The sequence below is a fragment of the Ruegeria sp. H8 genome, from assembly GCF_056532905.1.
This window is the reverse complement of record NZ_JBQFNY010000008.1, coordinates 64,018-90,779: the sequence shown is the minus strand read 5'-3', so window position 1 is coordinate 90,779 and position 26,762 is coordinate 64,018. Positions and strand designations below refer to the sequence as shown.

Here is a 26,762-nt window from a genome sequence, read left to right as displayed (position 1 = left end):
CGCATGATCTGCGCAATTTTGTTTCACGGCTGATTACATGGTCGGAAAGACATTGGTCAATCGAAACACGGCGTAACAAGGGCGCTATTCGACACATCACCCCTCTGGTGCATCCCCCATCAGGTACCTGGGACCGCTACCATGCGATTTTGCCCGGTCATCGGGGTTGTAGAGCGCACATTTCGGCAGGCTCAGACACCCGCATCCGATGCAGCCATCCAGATTGTCGCGCAACCGCTTTAGGGTGTCGATTCGCTGATCCAGATGGGCCCTCAGCTGTACGCTGATCGCCTTCCAGTCCTGAGGCGTCGGCGTGCGGTTTCCGGGCAGGCCCGACAGCACCTGACGGATTTCCGGCAGGGTCAGGCCGAACTGCTGCGCAATCATGACAAAGCTCAGCCGCCGAATATCGGCCCGCTGATAGCGCCGCTGTCCGCCCGCGTTGCGCCAGGGCGAAATCAGACCCTGTGCTTCGTAATACCGGATGGCCGACACGGCCAGACCTGTGCGCCGGGCCAATGCGCCAATCGCCAGCCCCTCTGATGCCGCCATCAAACCCTCATGAAAAATTCCTTGACCTAAAGTTAGGTTTAGAAATTACGCTGAGTCGGGACAAGCCAAAAAACACAGGAGATCCCATGATGGCGACGCTTGAACACACCAACTTCACTGTCCGCGACCCGAAGGCCTCGGCCGATTGGATGCAAAAGGTCTTTGGCTGGAAAACCCGTTGGGAAGGCCCCGCAATTGCCGGCGGATACACCGTGCATGTCGGTTCGGCCCATACGTATCTGGCGCTGTACAAACCTGACGACCCGAAGCAGTCGGATGAAAGCAGCTATGATGTGATCGGCGGGCTGAACCACGTGGGTGTTCTGGTCGAAGACATCGATGCCACCGAAGACAAGGTTCGCAAGGCAGGATTCGAGCCCCACAACCATGCGGATTACGAACCAGGGCGCCGGTTCTATTTTCGCGATGACAACGGGATCGAGTTCGAAGTGGTGCAATATGATTGAGATGATTTGGCTTTGCACCCCATCGCAGCGTTGGCGCAGGTCGCGGCATCCCGATCATCGGCACAGGCCACACCCCAAATCAAAACGGCGCGAAGTCGCGAATTGATCGCTGCTGACGCTGTCACCTCTTGCAATTCACGTGGCATTTGGGTCAGGTAACTGCCAATCTAACATTCGCCCCGACGCTCCTGTGCGGCGGGGCGACTCAATTTATGCGTGGACGTAGAGAGTATGGAAAAGATCCCGATGACGCCTGCGGGCAATGCCGCGCTCGAGGCTGAGCTGAAGAACCTCAAATCCGTTGAACGCCCGGCGATCATCGAAGCCATCGCCTCGGCGCGCGAGCTGGGCGACCTGAAGGAAAACGCCGAATATCATTCTGCCCGTGAAAAACAGGGCTTCATCGAAGGTCGCATCAAGGAACTGGAAGGTATTCTGTCGCTGGCTGATGTCATCGACCCGGCAAAATTGTCGGGTGCGGTCAAATTTGGCGCAAAAGTCACATTGGTCGATGAAGATACCGATGAAGAAAAGACCTGGCAGATCGTTGGTGAATACGAGGCCAATATCGAAAACGGCCTGCTGAACATCAAATCCCCCATCGCCCGCGCCCTGATCGGCAAAGATGAAGGGGACAGTGTCGAAGTGCGCACACCCGGCGGCGTGCGCTCTTACGAAATCCTGAGTATCGAGTACGCCTGACCGGAGCGCATGTAATGTCGGGGCCAAAACCTGACCCGGAAACCGAAAAGCCGACGTCGCTGGGCATCTATGATCGCCCGAAGACTCCGGCTGTCACCGAAATCGAGATTGCCGCACTGGTGCTCAGCCTGATCTGGCTGGTGGTGTCGGTCGTCTTTCTCGTGCTGCCCGGTCAGGGGCAGAACGGTGGCTTTGTCGTCGCCTTTCTGGCCGTGTTCATGCCCGTGGCGATGATCTGGGTTGCGGCCACCGCGATGCGCGCCAGCCGGGTGATGCGAGAGGAAAGTGCGCGGTTGCAAACGGCAATCGACGCGATCCGGCAGGCCTATGTGGCGCAGCAGCAGCGCGCCTCCAGCACCTATGAACCTGCGGTTACCAAAAAGCTGGATGAAATCGCTGCGGCCACACGGAAAACCGAAGACGCCCTGGCGACGTTCTCGACCAAACGCACGGCGCGTTCTGCTACGGCCACGCAGAGTTCCTCTCAGGGCGACCAGACCTCGTTGGAACTGGGCACACCTGCGGAAGAGATCACACCACCGCTGAGTACCGAGGTTTTCATCCGCGCCCTGAACTTCCCCGAAACGCAGGATGACACCGAGGGGTTCAATGCGCTGCGTGTTGCATTGAAGGACCGCAAGACGGCACAGCTTGTGCAAGCTTCGCAGGATGTTCTGACGCTGCTCAGCCAGGAAGGCATCTACATGGATGACCTGCGGCCCGACAAGGCCCGGCCAGAAATCTGGCGCCAGTTCGCCCAAGGTACACGCGGGCGCGCCGTGGCGGCGCTGGGCGGCGTACGCGACAGATCCTCACTTGCGCTGACGGCAGCCCGGATGAAACAGGATCCGATTTTCCGCGACGCCGCGCACCATTTCCTGCGCCGGTTTGACAAGATGATGGCCGAGTTCGAACCCACGGCAAGCGATGCGGAACTGAGTGAACTGGGTGAAACCCGAACGGCCCGCGCATTCATGTTGCTGGGTCGCGTGGCGGGCACGTTTGATTAATCCGACCCGACAATCCACGACATTTTGTTCGCGCTGCTGAAATTGAACAGATACTTCAGCGGTCCGGTTTTTTCTTGACCCACAGGCTGGAACCCCTCGCGCTCGTAAAGGCTGCGGGCGCGGGGGTTCGTGTCGATGACATCAAGCTGAACCTCTGACATGTCGCGGTTGCGGGCCTCGGACTTGATGGCATTCAGCAATGCCGTGCCCACTCCTTTGCCGCGCGCTTCGGCAGCGACAAAAATGCCATCCATCTGGAACACGCCCGGTTTCAGTTCGCGCTCCAGCACGCTCAGAACCAAGGCGCGCCAAGTCGCCCCGAACCAGCCATAGACCTGCGCCAGATCAGACATATTGCCCCCCGCAAAAGAGCCGTCACGTGTCTTGAAACCTGCCAGACCCAGCATCCGGCCCGTTTCATCCCGTGCAACCAGCGCGAAATCCGGGTTCAATGCGAGTTCAAAGAAAGCCAATCCTTTTTCGTCCGGCCCCATGACTTTGCCCAGCTTGGCCGCAAATGCCTGCCAGAACAGTGCCGCCGCTTGCGCGCGTTCCTGATCGGCGAACCCTCTGGAAATCGTGACCGTCACAACCCGAAACTTCCATACGGAAGGAACCGGACCATATCGCCCGGTTTGACATGACGCGCACCGTCCTCGATTTCGACCAACCCTTCAGCCCAGCTGAGGCCACTGATCCGGCCTGATCCTTCCGAGTGGAAGACCTCGACCCGCCCATCCCGCATTCGGGCGCGCAGATATTCCCGGCGACCGGGCTTCTTGCGCTTTTCAAAGGCGGCAGGCACTTCGAAACCTTGCGGTTCAGCCCAGCCTTCGCCGGACATCAGCCCCAAGGCCGGACGCGCGAAGATCAACGTACAGACCATGGCGGCAACCGGATTTCCGGGCAAGCCAAACACCGGCACGCCAGACCACAAACCCAAAGCCAGCGGCCGCCCGGGTTTCAACGCAATGCGCCAGTGCTGCATCGCTCCGGCCTGACGCAACAGGGCCGAAACATGGTCTTCGTCACCCGCTGACGCGCCACCACTGGTCAAAATCACATCCGCCTGTTCCGCGGCCTGATCCAATCGATCCCGCAAGGCGTCCCGATCATCCGAAACACGCCCCATATCCACGGGCACGAACCCCATACGTTCGATCAAGGACAGCACCAACGGGCGATTGGCGTCGAAAATCTGACCCGGACCAGCGCTCTCTCCGGCTTCGACCAATTCATCACCCGTAGAGACCACGGCCACGCGAAGCGGTTTGCGCACGTTGACTTCGGCGATCCCCACGGCAGACAGCAGCGCAAGATCGGCAGGGGTCAGTCTGCGCCCGGCAGGAAGGGCGACATCGCCTGCGGCCACATCTTCTCCGGCGCGCCGTGTGTTGGCGCCTTTTTTCAGCGGGCCGTGGAAGGCTATGTGGCCGTCCTTGACCGTGACATCCTCTTCCAAAATGACCGTGTCGACACCGGCAGGCAGCGCCGCCCCCGTCAGCACGCGCAAGGCCCAACCTTCACGCACGTCACCGTCGAACGGGATCCCTGCCGCCGCGCGCCCGTCAATCAATGGCATGATCTGCGGGCCATCAGCGACGGGACCGGCAAACCCGTACCCATCCACGGCAGTATTCGGTTGCGGCGGGTTCGAACGTCGGGCGACCACATCCCCGGCCAGAACGCGCCCGCACGCCTTGGTCAGCGCCATCGTCTCAGATGCGGTAATCGGGTGCAGCCTGTCACGCAAATAGGCCAGCGCCTCATCCACCGGTGTCCAGTTGACCCCGGCGGGCAAGGCAAAACAATCGTTCCGCAACGGGGGCGGGGCTATGTTCGGCTTGTCCTGAGGCACACCCAATATCCAACCTTCCTCTGCCGCTGAGACGTTCAATTGCGCATCCAACTCCTGCTCTGTCAAACCCGACAGAGTCAAGGCGGCCTGTTCAACCTGCCAGGCATCTTTGATCCGCCCTTCCGGAGGCGCGCCCAAGGTCAGAGACGGCCAGATTTCCACGAAGGCGACTGGTTTATCCAGCGGTTCAAACGGCCAGACCGAGATTTGCCCGGCAAACCGATGGCGAAGCCGGTTTAGAATCGGCAGCCCCATCATGACTTGGCCACCAACCGCGCCTGCCCCTGCCATCTGCCAGCAGGTGAAGCTTCCTTTTGCCAGAGTCTCAACGACACGACGGTTCGGGAACGGGTTGGAATAGTCCGATTTGGTACGCGGCAGGCCGTCAATATCTCGGCGCAATCCATTCATCCAGAACGGACCACGGCCGTCAAACTGAAGGTTGATCCGACCCGCCAGATCAAAGCGGTTGTTGGCCTTCGGAGAATCCTCGATTTGTTGGTCGAACCAATCCCACAACGCCAGCGGATCGTCCGTTCCGGTCATCGCCCGTGCGAAGCCGCAAGGATATCCAAAAGGAAAATCGAACCCAAGAAGCAGACGGCGACCGGCCTTAAGTTCGGCGCGGATCAGAGCATCCAACCTCTGCTCGGCTATCCGCCTGTTGCGCAGATATTCGGGGGCAAGCGCTTTTCCGTTTCGTACAATGCAGGCCCAGATCGCATCCTTGCGCGGGGTCGGCCCGGTGTCGTTTCCGCCAGACCAATCCACCATTGCAAAGGTCTGGAACAGGCTCACAAACCGGCCTCTTTCAGGATGAATTCAGCAATCCCGGCAGTATCATCCAGATCATAGACCGGGCGGTCCAGATCCAGCGGAGTGTCGCTGGCCACCGCGCGGATGGTGCCATTTTCAGGTGCCATCAGCGCATGGCCAGCCTCAACGCGATACGCTTCGATCTTGGGGTGGTCCTCGCGCTTGAACCCTTCGACCAACACCAGATCGACCGGCGAGAGCCGCGCCAGCAGCTCGGCCAGCGGCGGTTCAGGCGCGCCCCGCAATTCCTGCATCAAAGCAATACGTTGCCCCGAGGCAAGCAGCACCTCGCTGGCGCCCGCAACGCGGTGCCGGTGACTGTCGGTGCCCGGCTGATCCACATCGACGCTGTGGTGCGCGTGCTTGACCGTAGAGATCGTAAAGCCCCGGCTGGTGATCTCGGCCACCAGCCGTTCCATCAGCCCGGTTTTGCCGGCATTCTTCCAGCCCGTGACGCCGTAAACCCTCATGCCTGCTCCAACAAGGTTCGGGCGCGATCCAGATCTTCAGGCGTGTTGACGTTGAAGAAAGGATCGAACGGGTCGGCGCTGAACAAAGCCTCGCGCCCGTCATGTTTGTCGGTCCACAGCACCACCTTGCGCAACCCGTCCATCAGCGCCGCCCGCAGATCATCGCGCAGCGCAACGGGCCAAAGCCCGAATGTCGGGTGTCGGTTGACCCGCTTGCCGCCACCGGATTTCAGCGCCTCGTCACCCGTACGCGGCGTGGTGGCCAAGACCAATGGGTGTACCTGCCCTTCCGCAGCCTGCGTCAGTCGCGCCACCAGATCGCGCGGGAAAAAGGGCGTGTCCGCGGCAGCTGTCACGATGCTGTCCGCCCCCTGCTCTGCCGCCCAGTCGAGCCCGGCCAGCACACCGGCCAGAGGCCCGGCGAACCCTTCGATCGTATCAGGCAGGACGGGCAGGCCCAGATCAGCGAACCGCCCAGGGTCGCCATTGGCGTTCAGCGCCAGCCCATCGACCTGTGGCGCAAGCCGGTTGATCACATGAGACAGCAGGCTCTGCCCCCCGATCTGCAACAGGCCCTTGTCGCCGCCGCCCATACGGGTGGCCTGCCCGCCTGCAAGAATGATGCCAAGCGGTTTGGTCATGATGGGTCCTCGATGTCGGGCCATTTTCGGAATTTCTCCAGCGGTGTGAAAATCCAAACCCCGTTGCCCGCACCCAGCAAAATGAAACACAGGCTCAAAGGAAGTCCGGAAAAACCGGCCAAGACGTGGCTCAAGCGAATGAAAGCGAAAAAGAGCACCAAAACTGTCACAGGCGCGAAAAACGACCAGAAAAAGCACCGATACCTGCGAAGTGATCGTCTGATTTCACTTGGCAAAACGACTGAGTCTGGCAAACCTTGAAGAAGGATACGTTGCAATACGGCACTTTGTTTTTGCACCGCCAATCCCCAAGCTGCCCATCCCATCCGGAATGGGGCAAACAGGTCGAATGGGCCGATGTATTCTCTTGCCTCCCACCCCAATCGATCCAGAGTTTCTTCGTCCAACCGCGCCATGCCCTCTACGATGGTCCGTTTGCTGCGTGCGTAGTTTCGCGCAGCAAGAATGCTCAGCGGCAAGATACTGACTGCAACAACAAACAGGAAAAAAAGTCTAAGGGTTTCCAAAATCATCCTGCACTTTTCCGGCGGTGTTTCCTGTCTTCGACAGCAACGGTTGACGGGTCCACGTCGCGCAGCAGGCGATCCTCACCCGACAGGCAGACAAAGCGCTGGCCGCGCATCCGCCCGATCAGCGTCAGCCCGACCTCGCGCGCGATCTCGACGCCCCAGGCGGTGAAGCCCGAGCGGGACGCAAGTACCGGAATCCCCATCATTGCCGTTTTGATCACCATCTCGGATGTCAGGCGACCAGTGGTATAGAGGATCTTGTCCGCCGCACTCTCTCCTTCTGACAGCATCCAGCCAGCGATCTTGTCGACGGCGTTGTGGCGGCCCACGTCCTCCATATAGACCAGCGGGCGGTTTTCACGGCACAGGACCGTGCCGTGAATCGCTCCGGCTTCGAGGTACAGCGACGGAGTGCGGTTGATCTTCGAGGCCAGATCATACAGCCAGGAGGTGCGCACCTGAACCTGCGGCAGCTGCACGTCTTCCAGGCCCTCCATCATGTCGCCAAACACAGTACCCACGGCACACCCGCTGGTGCGGGTCTTTTTCTTCAGCTTGTCCTCATACGATGTTTCGCGCGCGGTTCGGACGATCACGGTTTCAAGATCGTCGTCATATTCCACGCGCGTGATTTCGTCATCCGACAGCAGCATCCCCTGATTGCGCAGAAAGCCCAGCGCAAGATATTCGGGATAATCGCCAATCGTCATCGCCGTCACGATTTCCTGCGAATTGAGGAAGATCGTCAGCGGGCGTTCCTCGACCACGGATATCTGGCTGATTTCACCGTTCTGATCCACACCCTCGACCGCTCGGGTCAGGCGCATCGCACCCGGATCAGGGGCGATAAGATAGTCCGACAGATCGAATTCCGTGGCCAATTGCAACCCCTTCCCAAGACAGTTACTGCTGCATGAATCACCATAGGATTTAGCCATGGCCTCTGCCACATCCAAGTCATACTTCTGGAAAGGTTTTCGGGACGGGACGCCGTTTATCTTCGTCGCCGTGCCCTTTGGCCTTCTGTTTGGTGTTTTTGCGACGGAGGCCGGGTTGACCCTTGTCCAGACGATGGCCTTTACATCGACCGTTTTTGCAGGTGCCGCGCAATTCGCGGCGTTGCAATTGTTGCAAGACAACACCCCGACCGTGATCATCATAATCTCGGCGCTGGCCGTGAATCTGCGCATGGCGATGTATTCCGCATCACTGACACCTTACCTGGGTTCCGCGCCCATGTGGCAGCGTGCCTTTGCGGCATATCTGACCGTGGATCAATCTTATGCCTGCTCGATCGTGCGGTTCGAGAAAGAGCCCGACCTGTCAGTGCCACTACGCATGGCCTATTTCGTGGGCTCTGTCACGCCGATCACACCGCTTTGGATTCTGAGCACTTATCTAGGCGCGGTGCTGGGTGCGCAAATACCGGAAAGCTGGGCGCTGGATTTTGCCCTGCCTATCACCTTTCTGGCCATGATAGGGCCGATGATGCGGACCTTTGCACATGTGGTCGCGGCCCTTGTGGCCATCACGGTATCGTTGTTTACCGTCGTAATCCCGTTCAATCTGGGTCTGTTGATCGCCGGATGCGCTGGAATGGTTGCCGGAGCACAGGCGGAACTGATCCTCGAACGCAGAAAGACGCGACAATGACACAGCCCGATTCCGTCACCATCTGGACCATTATCATCGGGCTTGCCATCGGCAGCTATGCGCTGCGCTTTGTCTTTATCGGTTTTGTAGGTGATCGCCCGATGCCGCCTTGGCTGCTGCGTCACCTGCGATATACAGCGGTGGCCATCCTTCCCGCATTGATCGCACCGCTGGTCGTTTGGCCCTCTGCCACCGAAGGGCAGCCTGATCTGCCACGTATGTCGGCGGCAGCCGTTGCCCTGGCGGTCGGAGTGATCAGCAAAAACGTGATAGCGGCCATCTTTTCCGGGGCCGCCACACTCTATGGTCTGCTTTATCTACTGAGTTGAGACAGCGTCGAGCTGGTTGAGACGCGCATTGTTTGCCGCCAAACCTTTTTGCAGATCCGCATCGTCATTTTCCCGATATTCTTCGGTCACGACGCCCGGAATCTGCGCAAACTGTTCCGACAGGTTTACCGGATAGAACGTCACATCAATCTGCTCGAACCCCGGCACCTGCTTCAACAGTTGAGAAGTCGAGTTAGTGCAGAACGCTCCGGCGACCGGACCGGATTGCTTTGCCAGTTGCAAGGCGATTTCAGCCTGTTGCGGGCTCACCTGAATGGTCTGTATGCGGGCATAATGCGTCTCGCGCGCGTGCGAGCTGCGATAAGCTCGTTCGACCGCCGGGGTAATGCCGTAAAGCACATCATCCTTCACCGGAACCACATCCGCCCGGAACGAACCGGCAGGGTCAAAGATCACACGCTCGCTGCCCGAGATCATCAACGACGTATGCGCGCCCGATCCGGTGCGTGTGTTAATCATTGTGTACAGCGTCAGGGTCGCTGGCCCCGGATCACGGTAGGACCGGGACACGATCTCGTTCCGATCCGCCTGTGGACGGTTCGAATTGGCGCAGCCCGCCACTGTCGCTGCCAGCAAGCAGGCAATCAATATCCTGAACAAGTCAGCCCCCGAAATGATTAGGAGGCGAAAACCGCCAAGAACAGGCACAGGAAGGCAATGGCGACCACACACCACGTGGTGGCCTTGATGAAACCGTTGAATGTCTTGGTTTGGACCGTGATGTCCATTTCGCCGTGCTTGTGTTCAGCCATGAGTCTCAGATTCCCAATTCGCGTGTTTGATCTGTTGGATAATAGAAAACAGAACGCCTGTCACCACGTCATTCGCGCGCAGGACGCTGTTACTTGAGAACCGAACAACCGGGATACCCGAACCCCCACCGCCAGGGCAGGCCGCTGCACGGCCCGCCACCGAATCGCACCGCCCCGTACATTGCATCCGCAGTGATCGCGTGCACGCTGCGAATCTGTTCAGGCGACATGTCGTACTGGTCGGCATAGTCCTCGGCATGGTTGTCTCCGTGCTGCACCACACAGGCATGCAAGGCGTCATCCGCTGCCAGACGTGCCTCATAGCTTTCGTTGGCTGTCTCTGCACCGCCAGCATTGTGATATGCCCGGTCGTGGATGACGCAGCAGTACTCCCACGGCGGGTGCTCTTGATATAGCGCGCCAACCTGTGGGAATTGTTTTGCTACCCAGCGCCAACTGGCTGACAACCCGCCTGAACAGCCATCGGTTGCAAACGGCGTCAGTTCGGCGTCCTTGCTTTGCTCGATCAGGGCGCGGTGGCCCGGCATCTCAAATCCGCGCATCAGATCCTGTGCCCATGCCGACAGTGGCAGCAGAGACAGAAACAGCGCCATGTTAAGGGCTTTCATCGCGCATCGCCTCTGTATCGACCTGCAATCCAAAGGTGGTTGCCAGCCACAGCAAGAGCCGCTCGCCCGGCCCCATTTCAGCGCGGACGCGCAAAACCTCATTGGCCATGGCCGGGCGGTCGGTAATCAAACCATCCACACCCATCGAGGCCATCCTGGACATCTGCAACGGATCATTCACCGTCCAGACATAGATATCCTTACCAGCGTCCTGCACTTTGCGGATCAGCCCGGGTGTAACCATGCCTGCATTGACGGCGACAAATTCACCTTCCAACCCCGACAGATCCCCAATGGCCGTGGCCGCCAGCACACCAGAGCGCCAATCGGGCCGCAACTTTTCCATCTTTTGCACGGCCGGGTATTTCAGCGACATGGTGGCAACGTCGTTCTGCATCCCAAGTTCTTCGACAAGGCCGATCACCCGATTTTCCAGATCGACGTCGTGACCATAATATTTCAGCTCGATAAGAACCTTCGACTTACCTTTGGCCGCTTCCAGTACCTCTCGCAGGGTCGGGGTCCGCTCTGCGGCGTATTCCGGTCCGAACCAGCTTCCGATGTCGATATCAGCCACATCCTGCATGGTCGCATCCCAGACCTTCAAGTTGACGCCGGCCAATTTCATGAAATCGCTGTCATGGGCCACGACAACCACATCGTCCGCCGTTTCCTGAACGTCTATCTCAACCCAGTCCGCACCATCTTCTATCGCTTTCAGGACCGAGGCCATTGTGTTTTCAGGTCGCAAAGCCGCAGCGCCCCGATGGCCGATGACCTCGGCTTGATCCGGCGCCTGCACGCGTTCCAGCAAGCTTTGCCCAAGCCAGAAGCCAACGCCCAACGCGGCCAAGGCCGCCGCGACAGTGACAAGAACCGGCACGCGGATCCTTCGGGGTTCGGGATGGGGAACGTCCTTGGTCTCAGCTTCAAAGAAACCGTCCAGCAAGACCGCCAATGCGCCCAGCGCCGTGGCCGCCAGAACCAAGCCCGCCAGGGACCAAAGCCCCGCAATGATCAGGCTGAGGATCAATGCCAGTCTGAGGCTGCCGCCTTCCTGCAAGGGCACAACCGCAAACAACAGACTGGCCACCGCCGCAATCAAAGCCGCAATCACAAGCCGCAGTCCCAGCCAAAGGGCAAGCTCGATCTTCAAACGCCCGCGCTTGCCTTCCATCTTTTGTTCGCTTTTCGCGAATGCTCCGCGTGGTGAGGCCCCCTCGAACAGGACCAGATGCAACGCCAGCGCCCATCCCGACAGTCGGCGGATCAACACCCATGCCAACGCAAGAACGACAAGTCCGATCAGAACCACGGCCACCTGAAAGGCCGGAGGGTGGAATGTCAGGTAATAATTGATGTCATATTCCGTCAGCGTCCACCATGCGATCAACCCCGCGATGGCCACAAACGGCAAGGCGAGCAGCAGAACGCGCAGGATGAACCGAACGGCAAATCCGAACAGCGCCGGAAAGCGGGACAGGTTCAGTGCCAGTGCCGCGCTGCCTGCGCGCCAGGGGTCATTTTCTCCCATACGCAAGGACCCGGCCATGACCGCGAACACAAGCACCTCGGCCAGCAAGAACAGACTGAGCACCGCAACACCCGCGATGAACCCTGCCGGAGACAGCAGGAACATCGCAATGTCCTGATCGGTCAGAGCGGTCTGATTTGACAGAGAGACCGCCAGATTGACAGCCACAGCCACACCCGGCGCGATCAGCGCCACCAGCAGCAATCGCACAGCGATATAGATTGGCACGAAGACCCGGCGCCGTTCCCAGGCACCTACATAGGCATGTGTTACTGCTTGAAAAAATCTTGTCACGTGGGCGCCTCCGGACTGATGCAGTCATTCAAAGGCGCGCAAGCGTGAATTGCAAGTCAGCTGTCTTCCAGATCCGCCGCCAGACGGAAACCGATGCGGTTGGCGGGTTTGTCCTCGACCGATTTGGGCAGGGCGCGCAGCATCACGTTCAACTGGCTGACATGCTGCACCAATTGCGTGCGGGCCCCGGTTCCGTCAGATCCGTAAAAAGTGATCATGTCGGGGTCGAAATACCCCATCCCTTCGATCCGCATGACGCCGGCATCGCCGCCGGTAAAGCCCATGGCGACTTCGTGATCGCCGTCCAGAGTCTTTTCAAAGTTCTGGATATACATGATCAGACGCTCGTATGCCCATTGCGCCGGGCTTTTGTTGGCAACAGGCTTCTTCAACCCCTCGGGCAGGTCCTTGGCTCCGGATTCGGCATTGGGATCCGCGTGCACCTCGTGACACCGCGGCAAAGCGGCGGCTTCGGCGGCCTCGGCCGAGGTTTCGATCTGGTCCTGCATTCTTCTACCCTTTGCGCTGATACAGCCATGCCCCGTCAGCGCGTTGCGTCCGGGTTACCGCACCAATGTGGTAGAGATGATTCACATGCGCAACCGCCTCAACCAGCGCAAGCCCATATTCGCCTTCGCGGATCGTGCGTTTGAACAGTGGCAGAAAACAATCCGCGGCCGCTCTGGGTTGATCCAGATGCTTCAACAGGCGGTCCAACGCGCCGTGGTGGTTGTCGATCAGCTGTTTCATCCTCAGCGGCAGGCCCGAAAACGGCAGCTTGTGCCCGCCCAGAACCAGATGATCGGGCCGGGCAAGCGTCTGCAACCGCTCGCAGGCTTCCAGCCACGCTGAAACCGGATCGGCCATCGGTTCCGTGGCATAGACGCCCAGATTGGGACTGATCGAGCTGAGAATCTGATCGCCGCTCAACACCAGATTGTCGTCACGGCTCCAGAAAGTGGCGTGTTCCGGCGCGTGGCCATTGCCCATATGCACATCCCAGTCGCGCCGTCCCATTCGGATCACGTCGCCCTGCTTGATGCAGGCAAAGCCCAGCGGCATGGGGTAAACCGTGTCGGCAAAGTTGAACGGACGATCCTTCATCCGCGCATTCAGAACCTCGGGCGCCATGCCGGCGCTGCGATAGAAATCAAGCGTTTCCTGTGGCCATGTCTCTTGCACATCCAGCGTCAGCATCCGCGCGAACAGCCATGAGGTGCGGCTTGTGACCAGCTCGGCCCCGTGTTCCGACTGAAACCACCCGGCATTGCCGACATGGTCAGGATGATGATGCGTCACCACCACACGAGTGATCGGTTTGCCTTTCAAAGGCCCGCCCATCAGGGTTTCCCAGATACGCCGCGTCTTGTTCGACGACAGCCCGGTGTCAATCACCGTCCAACTTTCGCCATCGTCCAGCGCGTAGATATTGACGTGATCCAGCGCCATCGGAAGAGGCAGGCGCATCCACAGTACACCCTCGGCAACTTCGACGGCTTCACCCGGCGCGGGCGGTTCCGCCCACGGATATCTGATCCCCGATACGCGATCCCCGTCCATCACGCCGCCAACTCATCGGGGTTGAGCGAAAAGAGGTCATCCGCGCCGCTTTGCACCCGCGCCAGAAGCCCGGAATGCTCGGGCAACAAGGCGTTGATGTAGTAGCGCGCCAGTTTGGCCCGTGGTCCTTCCGGATCAGCCAGTGCCGCGGACAAGTGATAATGCCCGCCAAGAACCCGGGCAAACGCCTGAAGATAGGCCGTTGCGCCTGCAAATCGGTCGTTCATGTCGTCTTGCGCCACCAACCATTCGGTTGCCTCGCGCAGGGTTTCTGTCGCCTCCCACACTGGACCGGCCAGATCGGGCATCGTCGTACGCGCGTGCTCGGCCTGTTCTTCGATCTCGTCCAGAAGGTTCGAAGCCGCCTCGCCCCCATCCATCATTTTGCGCGCAACAAGGTCCATGGCCTGAATGCCGTCGGTTCCCTCGTAAATCGCGGTCACGCGAACATCGCGGGAATATTGCGCCGCGCCTGTTTCTTCGACAAAGCCCATTCCGCCATGCACCTGTACGCCGGTTTCGGCCACGCGTATCCCGGTCCGGGCCCCAAAGTTCTTGCCGATTGGCGTCAACAACGCGGCCCGCGCGGCCCAATCGGCGTCGCCGGTGGCTTTCGCCATGTCAATCGCGGTCGCGTTGGCCAGAAGAATAGCCCGAGCTGCAAAGATATCGGCGCGCATATCCATGATCATGCGACGCACATCCGCATGATCGATGATCTTACCTGAAGGCGTCCTGCCCTGCTTGCGTTCCAGCGCATAGGCCAAAGCGTGCTGATAGGCGCCTTCTGCAACGCCCACACCCTGGCCACCCACGCCCAGGCGAGCGTTGTTCATCATGGTGAACATGGCCGCCATACCACCATGTTCCTTACCCACAAGCCATCCTTTGGCACCGTCATATTGCATCACGCAGGTGGGCGAGCCATGCAGGCCCATCTTGTGTTCGACGGAAACAACCTTCAGGTCGTTGGCCACGCCGGGATTGCCATCCGCATCGGGGATGTATTTCGGCACCAAAAACAAGGAAATGCCCTTGGTGCCTGGCACACCGTCCGGCAGACGGGCCAGAACCAGATGGCAGACATTTTCAGCAAAGTCGTTGTCGCCCCAGGAGATGAATATCTTCTGCCCGGTCACCGAGTATGTGCCATCACCATTTGGCTCGGCCTTCGAGGTCAGCGCGCCCACATCCGATCCGGCCTGAGCTTCGGTCAGGTTCATGGTTGCAGACCACTCACCCGAAATCATTTTGGGCAGATACAGTGACTTCAATTCGTCGCTGGCGTGGTGTTCCAACGCCTCGATCTGGCCCTGCGCCATCAGCGGAGCAAGTTGCAGCGACAGGCAAGCGGCGCTCATCATCTCGTTCACGGCAGTGGTGACAGCCATCGGCAGGCCCATTCCGCCAAATTGGGGATCAGCGCTGATCCCGATCCACCCGCCTTCGGCAATCGCCTTCCAGCCATCGGCATAACCCGGAGAGCTGCGCAGCACGCCATTCTCAAGCCGCGCCGGTTCCAGATCACCGGCACGCTGCAACGGGGCCAGAACCTCTTCGCTCATCTTGGCCGCTTCGGTCAGGATGGCAGTGACGACATCAGCGCTGGCATCTGCAAAAGTCTCGGTGGCGGCGACCTGGTCGAACCCGACGACATGGTCCAGCAGAAATTGGTAATCTGAGATTGGGGCGCGATATGGCATGATTTCTCTCGGGGTCTAACGGATCAGAATACATCGGCGGGCTTGGAATCAAATGCAAGCGCCGGTAAGCGTGTGGGCCTGAACCGATTACGTACCTTACCTCAAGTTCCAGGCAACCAAAACGCGGCGTCATCAGATATGATCTCATCCGGCACACAGGAATTGACGGCAGATCCCGGCGGCATCGCGCAGGCTGCCGATTTTTTGCGCCAGGGTCTTCTGGTCGCTTTTCCGACCGAAACGGTCTATGGCCTTGGCGGCGACGCCCGCAACGGACAGGCCGTCGCATCGATTTACGAGGCCAAGGGACGGCCCAGCTTCAACCCGCTGATCGCCCATGTCGCCTCGGTCGAAGCGGCCCAGCGCTTTGTGCAATGGTCGGATCTGGCCGAGCAGCTGGCACAGGCCTTCTGGCCCGGTCCTCTGACCCTGGTTTTGCCGTTGCGCGAAGGGCACGGGGTTTCCTCGCTGGTGACCGCCGGGCTGGACACTCTGGCCGTGCGGGTACCTGCGCATCCGACGGCGCGTGCGCTGCTGGCCGACTTTGACGGACCGGTCGCGGCCCCTTCGGCTAATCCCTCGGGTCAGATCAGCCCCACGACGGCGGCTCATGTGTGGTCCGGTCTTGGCGGAAGGATCGCGGCTGTTCTGGACGACGGTCCCTGTGCGGTGGGGCTGGAATCCACCATTGTCGGTCTGGCCGGAGAGCCCACATTGCTGCGTCCGGGCGGCGTTGCGTTGGACCGGATCGAAAGCGTGCTGAACCTGCACCTGCACCTGCACCAATCCGGCGATCTGCTGACCGCTCCGGGGCAGTTGCAGTCGCATTATGCGCCCGACGCCCCGGTCCGCCTGAACGCCACTGCACGTCGCGGGGATGAAGTTCTGCTGGGTTTTGGAGCGGTGGATTGCGATCTGAACCTGTCTGTCCAAGGACGTCTGACCGAGGCGGCCGCGAACCTCTTTGCAGCCCTTCACAGGTTGAACGAGACGGGCCGACCCATTGCCGTATCTCCGATCCCGAACACCGGATTGGGGGCCGCAATCAACGACAGGCTGCGCCGCGCCGCTGCGCCACGCGACAGCTGATCAGGCCCGGCCTGCGCTGGCGGACAACGTCAGAGGGTCCACCCCGAGCGTCGCCAAGGCAGCTTCCCATTTTTCGTCATCAGGCACGTCGAAGACAAGTTTCGTCGTCGCTTCGGTGGTCAGCCAGCCGTTCATCGCGATTTCGTCCTCAAGCTGACCCGGGCCCCAGCCGGAATAGCCCAGCGTCAGCATCGAATTCAGTGGTCCGCTGCCAGAGGCCAGATCTTCAAGCACATCCAGCGTCGCGGTCATGCTGAAATCCGCGGAAATATGCATCGAATGCAGATTGGCCTCATAATCGGCGCTGTGCAGGACAAATCCGCGCGACATCTCGACCGGGCCACCGAAATGCACAAGGCGCTCTCCGATTACCGGGATACGGCAGGCGATGTTCAATTGCCCCAGCAAAGTCTTGATTCGCAGATCCGAAGGCTTGTTCACGATCAATCCCATGGCGCCATCGTCGCCATGGCTGCACATATACACCACCGAATGGTCGAATCGCGGATCGCCCATTCCGGGCATCGCAATCAACAGTTTTCCGGTCAGGTCCATGAGCCTTCATCTCTTTGTCAGTTCACGTCAACAATGGCCCTGCCGCACCCCAGTTTGCAAGAGACCAACCCGTATTTCGACAGATTTCAGCGCAGTGACCGGATCGTGACTTGGAATCCGCGCCATCGACGCGCATTTATGGGGTATGAAGATGCCGATCAAACCCACCGCCGTCGCCGCGCTCGCGTGTCTGAGCCTGTCCGTTCCAGTTGCCGCGCAAGACTTGGACAACGTGGTTCGGCTGGATGTTCTGGATGGTGGACGGACGACCAACGGCACCTATATGTCCGCGCTGAAACTGACGCTCAAGGATGGCTGGAAGACCTACTGGCGCGCGCCAGGAGATTCCGGCATCCCGCCCGAGTTCGACTGGAAGCGATCCAGCAATGTCGGCCAGGTGGAAATCATCTGGCCCTCGCCCGAAGTCTTTGACCAGAATGGCCTACAATCGATTGGCTATGAAAATCAGCTGGTCCTGCCCATCAAGGTCACTCCGCGCAACCCGGCAAAACCGGTCCGTCTGAAAGGCAGGATGGATCTGGGGGTCTGCAAAGACGTTTGCATCCCGGAACGCCTGGATTTCGACCACACGCTGGACGCCGAAGCTGATCGCAACCCGGCGATTGCCGCAGCGATGGCGCAAAGGCCCTATTCCGCGCGCGAAGCCCGTGTCACCAAGACCACCTGCAACCTGACGCCCACGAAAGATGGGATGCGGATCGAGGCGCGGATGACGATGCCGTCCGCGGGTGGTCGAGAAGTCGCCGTGATCGAACCCGGCAATCCTTTGCTATGGGCCTCGCAACCCGTATCTCAGAGGCAGGGGGATACATTGGTGGCCGAAGCGGAAATCATTCACACATCAGGTGCACCTTTTGCGCTGGACCGATCCGAGATCCGGATCACCGTTCTGGGATCCGACCACGCGGTGGATATTCTGGGCTGTAGCGCGGGCTGAATGCATGAGCCAATCCCCCAAGATCGGTGCGTTGGCGGTTGTTCTGCATCGGGACAAGGTTCTTCTGGTTCAGCGCAGCAAACAGCCGGACAAAGGGCTGTGGGGGTTCCCCGGCGGCCATGTAGAGTGGGGTGAAACCGTTTTGCAGGCGGCGCAGCGCGAGTTGCAGGAAGAAACCTCGGTGATTGCGGAACCGTCTCATTACCTGAGAAATCTGGATCTGCTGCGTCACGACAAGGCGGGTCAGGTTTTGTCCCATTACCTGTTGGTCGGCGTTGCTTGCCGCTATCTCTCCGGCAAACCACAGGCTGGTGACGACGCGCTGGATGCCCGCTGGTTCGCTATCGAGCAGATACGCCGGGGCGACCTGCCGATGAGCGCGCGGGTCATCGACCTTTTGGAACACGCGATCCGCGCGGATCAGGCATCGGCCGATCTTGTCAGCCGCCCATAAAGCAAACCTGACAGGATCACGCTCAGGACCACGATCAGAATTGCCCCGGCCAGGAATGCACCCAACCCCATTCGCAGCACCGCAATGCCATCTCCACCCGCATAGAGGCCTTGCAGCACGCCAAGCGGTGCGCCTGTAACCGCGGGCCAAATCATCGTCAGGCCGAACCAAACAGCCAATGCGGCCCCGGTTGCCGCCAGCGCCCCGCGAACCACCCGGTCGGGTGCCCGCGCGGCACGGCGCATGGCTGTCATAGGACGCGCCACGTCATTGAGGATCGCCAACAGGGCAGGCACCAGGATCAGAACCAGCAACATCCCGAACCCAAGCCCGTAAACCAGCGTGATCACGGTCGGCTTGAGGAATTGCGCCTGTTGCGAGCCTTCGTAAAGCAACGGTGCAAGTCCAAGAACCGTGGTCAAAGTGGTCAACATCACGGGACGCAACCTGTCTGCTGCACCTTCGACAATGGACGGAACCAGACCACGGTCTCTTTGATACGCATCTATCGTCGTCACCAGAACGATCGAGTCGTTGATGATGATCCCCGTCATGCCCAGCAACCCGACCACCGTGAACATGCTAAGCGGCACATCCCAGATGTAGTGGCCCCAGATCGCACCAACGAGGCCAAAAGGTATGATTGCCATGACCACCACAGGCCGTGTCCAGCTTGCGAACACCCAGGCCAGAACAAGGTAGATACCTGTCAGGCACAGGATCAAACCGGTGCGGGCTTCGGCAAGGAATTCATTTTCCTGTTCGCTGAGGCCCGACATGCGCCACTCGACTTGCCGTTCGGCAGCGATATTCGGCAGGATTTCTTCCTGCATCGCCCGTTCGATTTCAGCCGCGCGTGCCGGGTCATCCTCGGAAATGTCGCCATAGACCGAAACAACCCTCAGACCGTTTTCGCGCCGAACCGTCGAGAAACCGGATTCACGCTCGACCGAAACGATGTCGGCCAGCGGTACGTAAACCCCGTCAGGAGACCGCATGAGCGTACGCTCGAGGAAATCAGCCGTCAGTTCGCCTTCAGGCAGTTCCACACGGATCTCGGCACTGCGTGGCCCGTCCGGGAAAGTCGCCGCTTCGATACCGTTCAGGCGATTGCGCAGGGCGCGACCAAGCGTTTCAATCCGGAAACCCAGCGCCTCTCCCTGTGCAGTCAGGTCCAGGATGAACTCTTCCTTGTCATAAGCCAGGTTGTCTTCCAGCGCCGAGACTTCGGGAAATTTCGACAGCTCGGCCTGCAAGTCTTCGGACGCGGCCTTGAGAACGCTCACGTCAGAGCCGAAAAACTGCACGTCGATGGCGTCGCCACCCGGGCCAGAGCGCCACCCCCGGAAGCTGATCACTTCAAGCTTGGGATGGCGCGGCGCGAATTCCTGCAACTCTCCGACGAATTCGAAACTCGAATAAGGGCGCAGATCGGCATCGATGAGTTCGATCGAGATACCACCCAACAAACTGCCATCCTTGCCATCCGCAGCAGCCAGCTGTCGGCCTGCATTGCCGCCAACCTCGGCCAGGACATAGTCGATCGGATTGCGCCCATGACGCTCTTCATAGATCTGGCCCAGGTCATTGACCGCCTGTTGCAGAAGGCGCATCATTTCCAGCGTATCTGATCGCGTCGAACCTTCGCGCATGATAAAGCCGCCGGTCACGGAACTTCGCTCTGGTGCATTGAAAAAACGCCAATTCACGTCGCCGCGAATGAACAGTGCCACCTGGCTGGCCAGTACCGCGATCATCAGCGCCACGACCACGTAGCGTGCCCATATCACCCAGGCGATCAAGGGACGGAACAGGTGATCCCGAACCCAACGGAAACCACGGTTGACGACCCGGTTGGGCAGATCATACCAGTGTTCCTTGGCCGAATGCGCGATGGCGTGCGCCATGTGATTGGGAAGGATCAAAAAGCATTCGACCAGCGAAGCGAACAAAACGGCGATCACCGTAAAGGGAATGTCGCGGATCAATTCTCCGAATCGTCCGCCCACCAGGGTCAGACCGAAAAACGCGATTACCGTCGTGACAGTCGCAGCCAGCACCGGCATGGCCATCCGCCGCGCCGCACGTTCCGCAGCCACAACAGGCGGCTCACCCAAACGCCGGGCGCGGAAATCCGCGTGTTCCCCCACCACGATGGCGTCATCAACCACGATGCCCAGCGTGATGATCAGGCCGAACAGCGAGACCATGTTCAGCGACAAGCCCCCCAGATACATCAATGCGATTGCGGCCGACATCGCCACGGGGATACCCGCCGCAACCCAGAAGGCGATGCGCGCGTTGAGGAACAAGAACAGCAGGCAGACGACAAGGCCGAGACCCATCAACCCGTTGTTGACCAGGATGTTCAATCGGTCGGTTATGGCCTGGGCGCGGGTGCGGATCAGCTCAATCTTCACACCTTCGGGCAAGCTGGCCTGCATTTCACGGGCAACATCTTCGACCGTTTGCTGGATGTCTATCGCATCGCCCAGATTTGACCGGTCGACCCGGATGGACATGGCCGGATCGTCACCGACGAAATAACTGCGATGCCGTGTGACACCTTCGACCCGAATCCTGGCGATATCACCGACCTTCAGCTTCGACCCGTTGGCAAAGGTCCGCAGCGCGATGTCTTCGATCTGCTCCGGGGTCCGCTTTTCGGTTCCGGCCCGGATACGCGCACCTGCGCCCTCAACCTCACCTGCGGGATCGGTGCTGACCTCGGCCGCAATCGCCGACGCGATCTCTTCCATGGTGATGTCATTGGCGATCAATTGCGCCGTGGTGATCTCGACAATGATCTGGGGCGCGGCAATGCCCCTGATTTCGGTTCGCGTAACCCCTGCCGAGAACAAGCGGTTGATGAACTCATCCGTCAGCTTCGCCAGTTGATTGGTGTCTGTGGGGCCACTGATAACGACATCCGTCACCCGATCCCGCCAAGCGCCACGTCGAATTTCAGGTTCTTCCGAACCTTCGGGCAGATCCGTCACACCGTCTATCGCGGTCCGGACGTCTTCGACCGCGCGGGACATGTCCCAGTTCGGCTCGAACTCCAGTCTGACGCGGGTCCAACTTGGGTGTGAGCTGGCCTCGGTACTGGTTACCCCTTCAACGGCCAGCAGCGCAGGTTCCAGCAACTGCACGATACCGGCATCCATGTCCTCGGGGCCTGCACCTTCCCACGAGACGGTGACATCAACGCGTTCCAGAATGACATCCGGAAAGAACTGCGCCCGCATGTTCGGGATAGCCGCTGCACCCAGAACCAGCATCACCAGCAGCAGCAAATTGGCGACCGTCCGGTGCCGTGTGAAATAGCTGAGAAGGCCACCCGCTGCGCCAGGTATCTCGCGCATCATGACGCTCAGCCCCCGGCCTTGGTTTCAATGCGCCGCACCAGAGATGAAGGGACGCGCGCTTCCCGCAACTGACCGAGAACCTGAGTTTTTTCATCCTGAGGCATGGATTCGTTGGCCTCGACCCGGGCCACGAGTTCAGCGCGTTTCGCATCTGACAGTTCGACCATACCCGGGTCTGCCCCGGCCTCAAGCCGCAAGGGCCGCACCCGCACGCCAGATCCAAGCAACGGCGTGCGTCCGATGACAACCTCGCGCCCTTCCAACCCTTCGCCCCGCAGCAAAACCTCGTCACCTTGTCTGCGGACAAGCTGCACCGGCAAACTTTCCAGACGGTCATCCGTACCCAGCACCAGAACCGTTCCCGATGCGTCCAATGCCGAAGACGGCAAGCGGAACACATTGGCAAGCGGTTGTTCCTGAACCGAGACGGTGACGAAATCTTCGGGCTTGAAACCGGATGCCTCTTGCAGACGCGCATAGATCAGTCGTCCGGTCTGACCCTCGCCCGCAGAGCCGCTGTCGCGGCTGATATGACCAGTCGCGGTCAGATCGGTGCCCGTCACCTCAAGCGAAACCGTGACCGGTGCGTTGATCAGCCTGTCATTCTCGTCCAGCAGACGTACATATTGTGCTGTTGACACCCGGAACGCCACTTCAAGCGCGTTTGGATCAACCAGTTCAGCCAGTTTTTCATTCGCCGACACCAACCGCCCTTCCACAAGCGTCACATCGGTCAGCGTACCGCTGAATCCGGCCCGAATGGTCATATCGTCAAGATCGCGTTCCGCTGCCTCCAAGGCGATCACCGCGCGCGCCAACAACGTCGTTGCCTGATCGACGCGGGATTCAGCCTGTGCAAGCGCGATACGACGCGCGAGCACGGCCTGTTGTGCCGAAGCAGCCGCCAGTTCCGCCTCTTCCACGCTGGCGGCGGCGCCTACCCCTCGGGCCTCCAGATCGCGCTGCCGTTGCAGCGCCCGTTCCCGCAGTTCGGCTTGCGCCTCGGCCGATTTCAATTCGTCCTGCGCCAGCAGCAAAGACCGTTCGGCATCACGTTCTTCGAATTGTGCGTCCAATAGATCGGACTTGGCCCGATCCAGCGCGGATTGGGCATCCGCCGGATCCAGTTCAACCAGAACTTCCCCGGCAGTCACCGTTCCGCCATCCACGAAATCCTCTGCCAGGGCGACAACGCGGCCACCCAGTGCCGCGCGCAATTCAAGTCTGCGCCGGCTCTGGACCTCTCCGAATGCTTCGAGATATGGGATTACGGTTTCCGCTTCGGCCTGACGTACGGCAACCGCAAAGACCCGTTCGCGGGCGGCGGGCGCCTGGTCCTCACGCGTCAGGACGTCCTGAACGGCACCCATGATGATCTGCGCGGCAATAAACAGCAGAGCAAGCGTCAGGAACGCCAGAAAGATACCGACAAGACTCTGCCGTAGAAATCGCATCAAACAGTTACCCCGGTTGCACCAAGCTGCCGTCCACAACATGTAGCCGGATCACGAATTATGCCAAGCCACAAAGCGGTTATACGGAATTGAACGTACGACCAGTCTACTTCCGTCGCAGATGTTCGTCCAATCTGGGCATTATTTCCACAAAATTGCAGGGGCGATGCCGGTAATCGAACTGTTTTTCCAAAATCCCATCCCACGCATCCTTGCAGGCCCCCGGGCTGCCGGGCAATGCAAAAAGGTATGTTCCCCCCGCAACCCCCCCGGTTGCACGGGACTGCACCGCCGAAGTGCCGATTTTCTCCATCGAAATGATGGTGAAGACAGTAGCGAATGCGTCGATCTCTTTTTCGTACACGTCCCGATGCGCCTCGACGGTCACGTCCCGCCCCGTCAGACCCGTTCCACCGGTCGAGATCACGACATCGATCTGTTCATTAGCCACCCATGCCCGCAACTGATCGGCGATCTGGTCGCGCTCATCCCGGATGATCTGGCGATCCGCAACAACATGGCCCGCTTTTTCGATCCGGTCCACCAATGTCTGCCCCGAGCGATCTTCGTCCATCGATCGGGTGTCCGAAACGGTCAGAACGGCAATTCTGACGGGGATGAACTCCTTGGTTTCGTCAATGCGTGACATCTTGCGTCAGGCCCTTTCCATCATGACAAGCCGGATCGCGAGGGCGGAATAAATACCCCCTGTGACCCAACCAATAATACGCGAGGCGCGCGGGTTGCCGATCAGCACCTTGCCTGCCCCGCCGGCAAAAATTCCGGCCAGCCCGTTTACCAAGAACCCGCCAAACGCGATGATCAGCCCAAAGATCAGGAACTGCACCAGAACCGATCCCGCAGTCGGGTCGACGAATTGCGGTATGAACGCCAGCACGAACAGAATGACCTTGGGATTGGTCAGGTTGACCAACATCCCATCCCGAAATGCCATGCGCGTCGACCGCATAGGCGCATCCCCTGTCGAAGCGCCGTTCCGGACCGCTCCCCAAGCCAGAAACATCAGGTAAGCGGCACCCATCCAGCGGATCACTTCGAAAAGCCAGGGCAGCGCCGACACCGCAGCGCCCAGCCCAAGCCCTGCCAGCAGCACGTGAATCATCGAACCCACGGACACGCCGGCGCTTGCCGATACCGAAGGCCACGCCCCGGATCGCAGCCCTTGGCCAAAGCAGAACATCATATCAGCACCGGGCGTCAGGTTCAGTGCCAGTGCCGCTGGAACAAAGACCAGCAAAGTCTGGAATTCGATCACGCATCCACCTCAAACCAACTTGGCATCGGGCCCAGATTGGCCAAATGCGTTCGCCCCAAGGACCCGCGATAGCCCCAGCTTTCATGCACATGACCGAAGAACGCAAATCCCGGCTGAAGGCGTTCCACCGCATCCCGTATGGCAGTCGATCCGACCGAAAGGCCTTGCGATGTCTGATCCCCATACCCTTTGGGCGGAGAATGAACGATCAGGACATCAGCCGTTTCACACCGGTCGAGCATCTCGGTCGCCTCACCTTCCGTCAGGTCACAGGACCAGTCTCCGAACGGGGTCGGTGGTACGCCATAGCCAAGACCAAACAAGCGCAAGCCGTCTATGGTCATGCCAGACCCGTGCAGGACATGGACACCGTCCGGGGCCGCATTGCCCAGCTCTTCTGCGCTTTCCGCGTTTCCCGGGATCAGGACCAGCGGGGCCGAAATGCCGGACAGCATCTGCATCGCCTCGTCCAGCCCCTGACGCGAATTGCAATAATCACCGGCACCGATGACAAGATCAGCCTCGGTGCTGGCGGCAACAAGATCGGCTGCCCGGTTGCGCGCCATGTGCAGATCAGAGAATGCCAGAACCTTCATGTTGCACCTCGCAGCCGCGCTTTCAGTTCCAGCAGATCCGCCCAGGCCTGCCGTTTCATCTGCGGTTGCCGCAGCAGGTAAGCCGGGTGGAACATCGGGATCACCGGCAGATCCATTGCCTGATCCCATTTGCCGCGCAGGCGGGTGATGCCGCGTTTGCCCAGCACCGCCTGACAACTGATATTCCCCATCACAACCAAAACCTCGGGTCTGGCCAGGGCCACGTGGCGTTCCAGAAACGGCTTCATCATCCCGATCTCTTCGGGTTTGGGATCGCGGTTCTGCGGGGGCCGCCATGGCAGCACATTGGTGATATAGACGTTCTCGCGACGATCCAGATCAATTGCCGCCAGCATCCGGTCCAGCAATTGACCGGCGCGACCGACAAAGGGCTTGCCTTCACGGTCTTCGTCGCGACCCGGCGCCTCGCCAATGATCATCACTTTTGCACCGGGGGTGCCGTCGGCAAAAACCAACTGCCGCGCACCGCGCTTGAGCTCGCAATGCTCGAACGCGTCCATCGCTGCGCGCAGCTGATCCAGCGATCCCGCGCCCCGTGCTGCGGATCCTGCGATTGCTACCGGGTCCACATCCCTTGGCTTTGCCGGGGCGGCGGGGGGCGTTTCCGGTTTCCTGGGTTTGGCCGAGGTGTCGGGCAAAGCGTACCGGTCAACCGGCACATCACCGATTGCCTCGGTCGCGCCCAGTTCGATCTGCCATTCCAGCAGCGCCCGCGCAGAGTAATAGTCCAAGCCCGATTCCATAGGGATAACTTACCCGCCTGAGGGCTGAGGGAAAGCGAATAGGGCTTGATCGGTCGCTCTGTCGCGCCGACCATCGGCATGCGATGCTCAGATTTCTGCGATTCCTCATCATTGGATTAGTGCTGGTTGTCACCGATGATCCGGCATGGGCCACATTTCATGACAAACACGGGCAATGCCGTGCGGGTCAGTTCAAATGCGGCAGCACATGTTGTTCAGGCGGGCAAAGATGCAGTTTTGATGGCCATTGCATTCCACTGGGCGGCACCTATTGCGGCGGCGGGCGCAGTTGCGGTCCGTTCGAACGCTGCGTCGCTGGTGGACTCAGATGTGCGCCCGCAGGCCTGAACAAATGCGCATCGCGGCTGGATTGTCCGGGCGACAGTTTTTGCAATGGCCGTGGCGAGTGTGAACGAAGCGCACCCGAACTGGATACGACGCCACCGACCACATGCGCTGATGGCAGAACCTGCGCGCGCGGTTCGGCCTGCCTGCCCGGCGGGGGCTGCTCGCGTCCGGGGTGGTTCCTGTGCGAGGAAACCGGATCACAATGCCGCCCCGGTTTCAAATGCTCGGCGCATCAAGGCTGCGTACCGATCAAGGCCATCGACTGCGGTTATGGCAAATGGTGCAAGCCGGGCGAGCAATGCCTGCCCGAAGGCGGCTGCGAAAAACTGCCTGAGGGTACGGAACCTTAGGTTGCCTTGCGCCGCCCGGCTTCCTATAA

Annotated in this window: 30 protein-coding genes; 9 read left to right on the top strand and 21 right to left on the bottom strand. The window is 59.9% G+C overall.

The genetic code is table 11. The annotated features are described in order from the left end of the window. Window positions 1-96 precede the first annotated feature (96 nt). The gene (gene soxR / locus ACR0A2_RS17180; RefSeq protein WP_480836351.1) at window positions 97-552 is read right to left on the bottom strand and encodes a redox-sensitive transcriptional activator SoxR; all 456 of its coding nucleotides are present in this window, start codon (window positions 550-552) and stop codon (window positions 97-99) included. Between the two features lie 86 nt (window positions 553-638). Between soxR and ACR0A2_RS17175 the strand changes: the two genes are divergently transcribed. From ACR0A2_RS17175 to ACR0A2_RS17165, 3 genes are all read left to right on the top strand, one after another. Next, the gene (locus tag ACR0A2_RS17175) at window positions 639-1,019 is read left to right on the top strand and encodes a VOC family protein (protein WP_171206067.1); all 381 of its coding nucleotides are present in this window, start codon (window positions 639-641) and stop codon (window positions 1,017-1,019) included. A 231-nt stretch (window positions 1,020-1,250) separates the two neighbouring features. Beyond that, the gene (gene greA, locus ACR0A2_RS17170) at window positions 1,251-1,721 is read left to right on the top strand and encodes a transcription elongation factor GreA (RefSeq protein ID WP_170346321.1); all 471 of its coding nucleotides are present in this window, start codon (window positions 1,251-1,253) and stop codon (window positions 1,719-1,721) included. A 14-nt stretch (window positions 1,722-1,735) separates the two neighbouring features. Next, complete coding sequence (locus ACR0A2_RS17165; protein ID WP_171726818.1) at window positions 1,736-2,731, top strand: hypothetical protein; 996 nt, start codon at window positions 1,736-1,738, stop codon at window positions 2,729-2,731. Here ACR0A2_RS17165 and ACR0A2_RS17160 read toward each other — a convergent pair. The 6 genes from ACR0A2_RS17160 to fdhD all read right to left on the bottom strand — a co-directional run bounded on the left by ACR0A2_RS17160 (window position 2,728) and on the right by fdhD (window position 7,933). Next, window positions 2,728-3,321, bottom strand: coding sequence for a GNAT family N-acetyltransferase (locus tag ACR0A2_RS17160; RefSeq protein ID WP_480836348.1), 594 nt, complete (start codon window positions 3,319-3,321; stop codon window positions 2,728-2,730). The genes ACR0A2_RS17165 and ACR0A2_RS17160 overlap by 4 nt on opposite strands. After that, window positions 3,318-5,363, bottom strand: a complete 2,046-nt coding sequence (locus tag ACR0A2_RS17155) for a molybdenum cofactor synthesis domain-containing protein (RefSeq protein WP_480836460.1) — start codon at window positions 5,361-5,363, stop codon at window positions 3,318-3,320. Before ACR0A2_RS17155 ends, ACR0A2_RS17160 begins: the two co-directional genes overlap by 4 nt. A gap of 20 nt (window positions 5,364-5,383) precedes the next feature. Then, window positions 5,384-5,875, bottom strand: coding sequence for a molybdopterin-guanine dinucleotide biosynthesis protein B (gene mobB, locus ACR0A2_RS17150; RefSeq protein WP_480836346.1), 492 nt, complete (start codon window positions 5,873-5,875; stop codon window positions 5,384-5,386). Then, window positions 5,872-6,516 (bottom strand): molybdenum cofactor guanylyltransferase MobA, encoded by a 645-nt coding sequence (gene mobA / locus ACR0A2_RS17145; RefSeq protein ID WP_480836344.1) that lies wholly within the window; start codon window positions 6,514-6,516, stop codon window positions 5,872-5,874. Before mobA ends, mobB begins: the two co-directional genes overlap by 4 nt. Continuing rightward, window positions 6,513-6,821 (bottom strand): hypothetical protein, encoded by a 309-nt coding sequence (locus ACR0A2_RS17140; protein WP_480836342.1) that lies wholly within the window; start codon window positions 6,819-6,821, stop codon window positions 6,513-6,515. The genes mobA and ACR0A2_RS17140 overlap by 4 nt, the downstream gene beginning before the upstream one ends. Before the next feature lie 224 nt (window positions 6,822-7,045). Beyond that, window positions 7,046-7,933 carry a formate dehydrogenase accessory sulfurtransferase FdhD gene (gene fdhD / locus ACR0A2_RS17135; RefSeq protein WP_171726870.1) on the bottom strand — a complete coding sequence of 296 codons (888 nt, stop codon included), beginning with the start codon at window positions 7,931-7,933 and terminating at the stop codon, window positions 7,046-7,048. A 49-nt stretch (window positions 7,934-7,982) separates the two neighbouring features. On the opposite strand from fdhD, the gene ACR0A2_RS17130 reads away from it, so the two are divergent. Continuing rightward, entirely contained in the window at window positions 7,983-8,699 is a 717-nt protein-coding gene (locus ACR0A2_RS17130; protein WP_480836340.1) for an AzlC family ABC transporter permease, read from the top strand. Continuing rightward, a complete protein-coding gene (locus ACR0A2_RS17125; RefSeq protein WP_152456788.1) occupies window positions 8,696-9,028 on the top strand; it encodes an AzlD domain-containing protein in 333 nt (110 codons plus the stop codon). Before ACR0A2_RS17130 ends, ACR0A2_RS17125 begins: the two co-directional genes overlap by 4 nt. Here the strand turns inward: ACR0A2_RS17125 and ACR0A2_RS17120 are convergent. From ACR0A2_RS17120 to ACR0A2_RS17090, 7 genes are all read right to left on the bottom strand, one after another. Continuing rightward, window positions 9,017-9,649, bottom strand: a complete 633-nt coding sequence (locus tag ACR0A2_RS17120) for a hypothetical protein (protein WP_171171212.1) — start codon at window positions 9,647-9,649, stop codon at window positions 9,017-9,019. The two genes, ACR0A2_RS17125 and ACR0A2_RS17120, sit on opposite strands and share 12 nt — an antisense overlap. Window positions 9,650-9,666: 17 nt before the next feature. Further along, window positions 9,667-9,801 carry an aa3-type cytochrome c oxidase subunit IV gene (locus tag ACR0A2_RS17115; RefSeq protein WP_050604020.1) on the bottom strand — a complete coding sequence of 45 codons (135 nt, stop codon included), beginning with the start codon at window positions 9,799-9,801 and terminating at the stop codon, window positions 9,667-9,669. An 89-nt stretch (window positions 9,802-9,890) separates the two neighbouring features. Continuing rightward, on the bottom strand, window positions 9,891-10,430 hold the full coding sequence (locus ACR0A2_RS17110; RefSeq protein WP_257599924.1) for a hypothetical protein: 540 nt from the start codon (window positions 10,428-10,430) through the stop codon (window positions 9,891-9,893). After that, window positions 10,417-12,258, bottom strand: coding sequence for a glycerophosphodiester phosphodiesterase family protein (locus ACR0A2_RS17105; RefSeq protein ID WP_480836337.1), 1,842 nt, complete (start codon window positions 12,256-12,258; stop codon window positions 10,417-10,419). Before ACR0A2_RS17105 ends, ACR0A2_RS17110 begins: the two co-directional genes overlap by 14 nt. A gap of 56 nt (window positions 12,259-12,314) precedes the next feature. After that, the gene (locus ACR0A2_RS17100) at window positions 12,315-12,767 is read right to left on the bottom strand and encodes a DUF6173 family protein (protein ID WP_170346311.1); all 453 of its coding nucleotides are present in this window, start codon (window positions 12,765-12,767) and stop codon (window positions 12,315-12,317) included. A 4-nt stretch (window positions 12,768-12,771) separates the two neighbouring features. Beyond that, the gene (locus ACR0A2_RS17095) at window positions 12,772-13,818 is read right to left on the bottom strand and encodes an MBL fold metallo-hydrolase (RefSeq protein ID WP_480836335.1); all 1,047 of its coding nucleotides are present in this window, start codon (window positions 13,816-13,818) and stop codon (window positions 12,772-12,774) included. Continuing rightward, window positions 13,818-15,521, bottom strand: a complete 1,704-nt coding sequence (locus ACR0A2_RS17090) for an acyl-CoA dehydrogenase (protein WP_480836333.1) — start codon at window positions 15,519-15,521, stop codon at window positions 13,818-13,820. The genes ACR0A2_RS17095 and ACR0A2_RS17090 overlap by 1 nt, the downstream gene beginning before the upstream one ends. A gap of 138 nt (window positions 15,522-15,659) precedes the next feature. Here ACR0A2_RS17090 and ACR0A2_RS17085 point away from each other — a divergent pair, with 138 nt between their 5' ends. Then, on the top strand, window positions 15,660-16,610 hold the full coding sequence (locus ACR0A2_RS17085) for an L-threonylcarbamoyladenylate synthase (RefSeq protein WP_480836331.1): 951 nt from the start codon (window positions 15,660-15,662) through the stop codon (window positions 16,608-16,610). Here ACR0A2_RS17085 and ACR0A2_RS17080 read toward each other — a convergent pair whose 3' ends face one another. Continuing rightward, window positions 16,611-17,165 carry a YqgE/AlgH family protein gene (locus ACR0A2_RS17080; RefSeq protein WP_152456781.1) on the bottom strand — a complete coding sequence of 185 codons (555 nt, stop codon included), beginning with the start codon at window positions 17,163-17,165 and terminating at the stop codon, window positions 16,611-16,613. Window positions 17,166-17,310: 145 nt separating this feature from the next. Between ACR0A2_RS17080 and ACR0A2_RS17075 the strand changes: the two genes are divergently transcribed. Both ACR0A2_RS17075 and ACR0A2_RS17070 read left to right on the top strand, forming a co-directional pair. Further along, the gene (locus ACR0A2_RS17075) at window positions 17,311-18,123 is read left to right on the top strand and encodes a protein-disulfide reductase DsbD domain-containing protein (RefSeq protein ID WP_371809354.1); all 813 of its coding nucleotides are present in this window, start codon (window positions 17,311-17,313) and stop codon (window positions 18,121-18,123) included. A 4-nt stretch (window positions 18,124-18,127) separates the two neighbouring features. After that, window positions 18,128-18,577 carry an NUDIX hydrolase gene (locus ACR0A2_RS17070; protein ID WP_480836329.1) on the top strand — a complete coding sequence of 150 codons (450 nt, stop codon included), beginning with the start codon at window positions 18,128-18,130 and terminating at the stop codon, window positions 18,575-18,577. Here ACR0A2_RS17070 and ACR0A2_RS17065 read toward each other — a convergent pair. From ACR0A2_RS17065 to ACR0A2_RS17040, 6 genes are all read right to left on the bottom strand, one after another. Further along, window positions 18,544-21,945, bottom strand: coding sequence for an efflux RND transporter permease subunit (locus ACR0A2_RS17065; protein ID WP_480836327.1), 3,402 nt, complete (start codon window positions 21,943-21,945; stop codon window positions 18,544-18,546). The two genes, ACR0A2_RS17070 and ACR0A2_RS17065, sit on opposite strands and share 34 nt — an antisense overlap. A 5-nt stretch (window positions 21,946-21,950) precedes the next feature. Next, window positions 21,951-23,399 carry an efflux RND transporter periplasmic adaptor subunit gene (locus tag ACR0A2_RS17060; RefSeq protein WP_480836325.1) on the bottom strand — a complete coding sequence of 483 codons (1,449 nt, stop codon included), beginning with the start codon at window positions 23,397-23,399 and terminating at the stop codon, window positions 21,951-21,953. Window positions 23,400-23,505: 106 nt separating this feature from the next. After that, entirely contained in the window at window positions 23,506-24,048 is a 543-nt protein-coding gene (gene moaB / locus ACR0A2_RS17055) for a molybdenum cofactor biosynthesis protein B (protein WP_152456776.1), read from the bottom strand. Window positions 24,049-24,054: 6 nt separating this feature from the next. Then, complete coding sequence (locus ACR0A2_RS17050; protein WP_171363535.1) at window positions 24,055-24,675, bottom strand: LysE family translocator; 621 nt, start codon at window positions 24,673-24,675, stop codon at window positions 24,055-24,057. Beyond that, entirely contained in the window at window positions 24,672-25,271 is a 600-nt protein-coding gene (locus tag ACR0A2_RS17045; protein ID WP_480836322.1) for a metallophosphoesterase family protein, read from the bottom strand. Before ACR0A2_RS17045 ends, ACR0A2_RS17050 begins: the two co-directional genes overlap by 4 nt. Then, window positions 25,268-26,035, bottom strand: a complete 768-nt coding sequence (locus tag ACR0A2_RS17040) for a uracil-DNA glycosylase (protein ID WP_480836320.1) — start codon at window positions 26,033-26,035, stop codon at window positions 25,268-25,270. The genes ACR0A2_RS17045 and ACR0A2_RS17040 overlap by 4 nt, the downstream gene beginning before the upstream one ends. A 119-nt stretch (window positions 26,036-26,154) precedes the next feature. Here ACR0A2_RS17040 and ACR0A2_RS17035 point away from each other — a divergent pair, with 119 nt between their 5' ends. Continuing rightward, window positions 26,155-26,733: a scavenger receptor class F, member 2 gene (locus ACR0A2_RS17035; protein ID WP_480836318.1), complete on the top strand. Its 579-nt coding sequence runs from the start codon at window positions 26,155-26,157 to the stop codon at window positions 26,731-26,733. Window positions 26,734-26,762: the final 29 nt, after the last annotated feature.

What these genes read in the sequence shown, in the direction of transcription:
- ACR0A2_RS17125 (WP_152456788.1), top strand. Translation starts at nt 8,696, where the DNA reads ATGACACAGCCCGATTCCGTCACCATCTGGACCATTATCATCGGGCTT.
- ACR0A2_RS17130 (WP_480836340.1), top strand. Translation starts at nt 7,983, where the DNA reads ATGGCCTCTGCCACATCCAAGTCATACTTCTGGAAAGGTTTTCGGGAC.
- ACR0A2_RS17085 (WP_480836331.1), top strand. Translation starts at nt 15,660, where the DNA reads ATGATCTCATCCGGCACACAGGAATTGACGGCAGATCCCGGCGGCATC.
- mobB (WP_480836346.1), bottom strand. Translation starts at nt 5,875, where the DNA reads ATGAGGGTTTACGGCGTCACGGGCTGGAAGAATGCCGGCAAAACCGGG.
- ACR0A2_RS17165 (WP_171726818.1), top strand. Translation starts at nt 1,736, where the DNA reads ATGTCGGGGCCAAAACCTGACCCGGAAACCGAAAAGCCGACGTCGCTG.
- ACR0A2_RS17080 (WP_152456781.1), bottom strand. Translation starts at nt 17,165, where the DNA reads ATGGACCTGACCGGAAAACTGTTGATTGCGATGCCCGGAATGGGCGAT.
- ACR0A2_RS17060 (WP_480836325.1), bottom strand. Translation starts at nt 23,399, where the DNA reads ATGCGATTTCTACGGCAGAGTCTTGTCGGTATCTTTCTGGCGTTCCTG.
- ACR0A2_RS17155 (WP_480836460.1), bottom strand. Translation starts at nt 5,363, where the DNA reads ATGGTGGATTGGTCTGGCGGAAACGACACCGGGCCGACCCCGCGCAAG.
- ACR0A2_RS17070 (WP_480836329.1), top strand. Translation starts at nt 18,128, where the DNA reads ATGAGCCAATCCCCCAAGATCGGTGCGTTGGCGGTTGTTCTGCATCGG.
- ACR0A2_RS17175 (WP_171206067.1), top strand. Translation starts at nt 639, where the DNA reads ATGATGGCGACGCTTGAACACACCAACTTCACTGTCCGCGACCCGAAG.
- ACR0A2_RS17075 (WP_371809354.1), top strand. Translation starts at nt 17,311, where the DNA reads ATGAAGATGCCGATCAAACCCACCGCCGTCGCCGCGCTCGCGTGTCTG.
- greA (WP_170346321.1), top strand. Translation starts at nt 1,251, where the DNA reads ATGGAAAAGATCCCGATGACGCCTGCGGGCAATGCCGCGCTCGAGGCT.
- ACR0A2_RS17090 (WP_480836333.1), bottom strand. Translation starts at nt 15,521, where the DNA reads ATGCCATATCGCGCCCCAATCTCAGATTACCAATTTCTGCTGGACCAT.
- ACR0A2_RS17115 (WP_050604020.1), bottom strand. Translation starts at nt 9,801, where the DNA reads ATGGCTGAACACAAGCACGGCGAAATGGACATCACGGTCCAAACCAAG.
- ACR0A2_RS17045 (WP_480836322.1), bottom strand. Translation starts at nt 25,271, where the DNA reads ATGAAGGTTCTGGCATTCTCTGATCTGCACATGGCGCGCAACCGGGCA.
- ACR0A2_RS17095 (WP_480836335.1), bottom strand. Translation starts at nt 13,818, where the DNA reads ATGGACGGGGATCGCGTATCGGGGATCAGATATCCGTGGGCGGAACCG.
- soxR (WP_480836351.1), bottom strand. Translation starts at nt 552, where the DNA reads ATGGCGGCATCAGAGGGGCTGGCGATTGGCGCATTGGCCCGGCGCACA.
- ACR0A2_RS17100 (WP_170346311.1), bottom strand. Translation starts at nt 12,767, where the DNA reads ATGCAGGACCAGATCGAAACCTCGGCCGAGGCCGCCGAAGCCGCCGCT.
- ACR0A2_RS17065 (WP_480836327.1), bottom strand. Translation starts at nt 21,945, where the DNA reads ATGATGCGCGAGATACCTGGCGCAGCGGGTGGCCTTCTCAGCTATTTC.
- mobA (WP_480836344.1), bottom strand. Translation starts at nt 6,516, where the DNA reads ATGACCAAACCGCTTGGCATCATTCTTGCAGGCGGGCAGGCCACCCGT.
- ACR0A2_RS17040 (WP_480836320.1), bottom strand. Translation starts at nt 26,035, where the DNA reads ATGGAATCGGGCTTGGACTATTACTCTGCGCGGGCGCTGCTGGAATGG.
- ACR0A2_RS17110 (WP_257599924.1), bottom strand. Translation starts at nt 10,430, where the DNA reads ATGAAAGCCCTTAACATGGCGCTGTTTCTGTCTCTGCTGCCACTGTCG.
- moaB (WP_152456776.1), bottom strand. Translation starts at nt 24,048, where the DNA reads ATGTCACGCATTGACGAAACCAAGGAGTTCATCCCCGTCAGAATTGCC.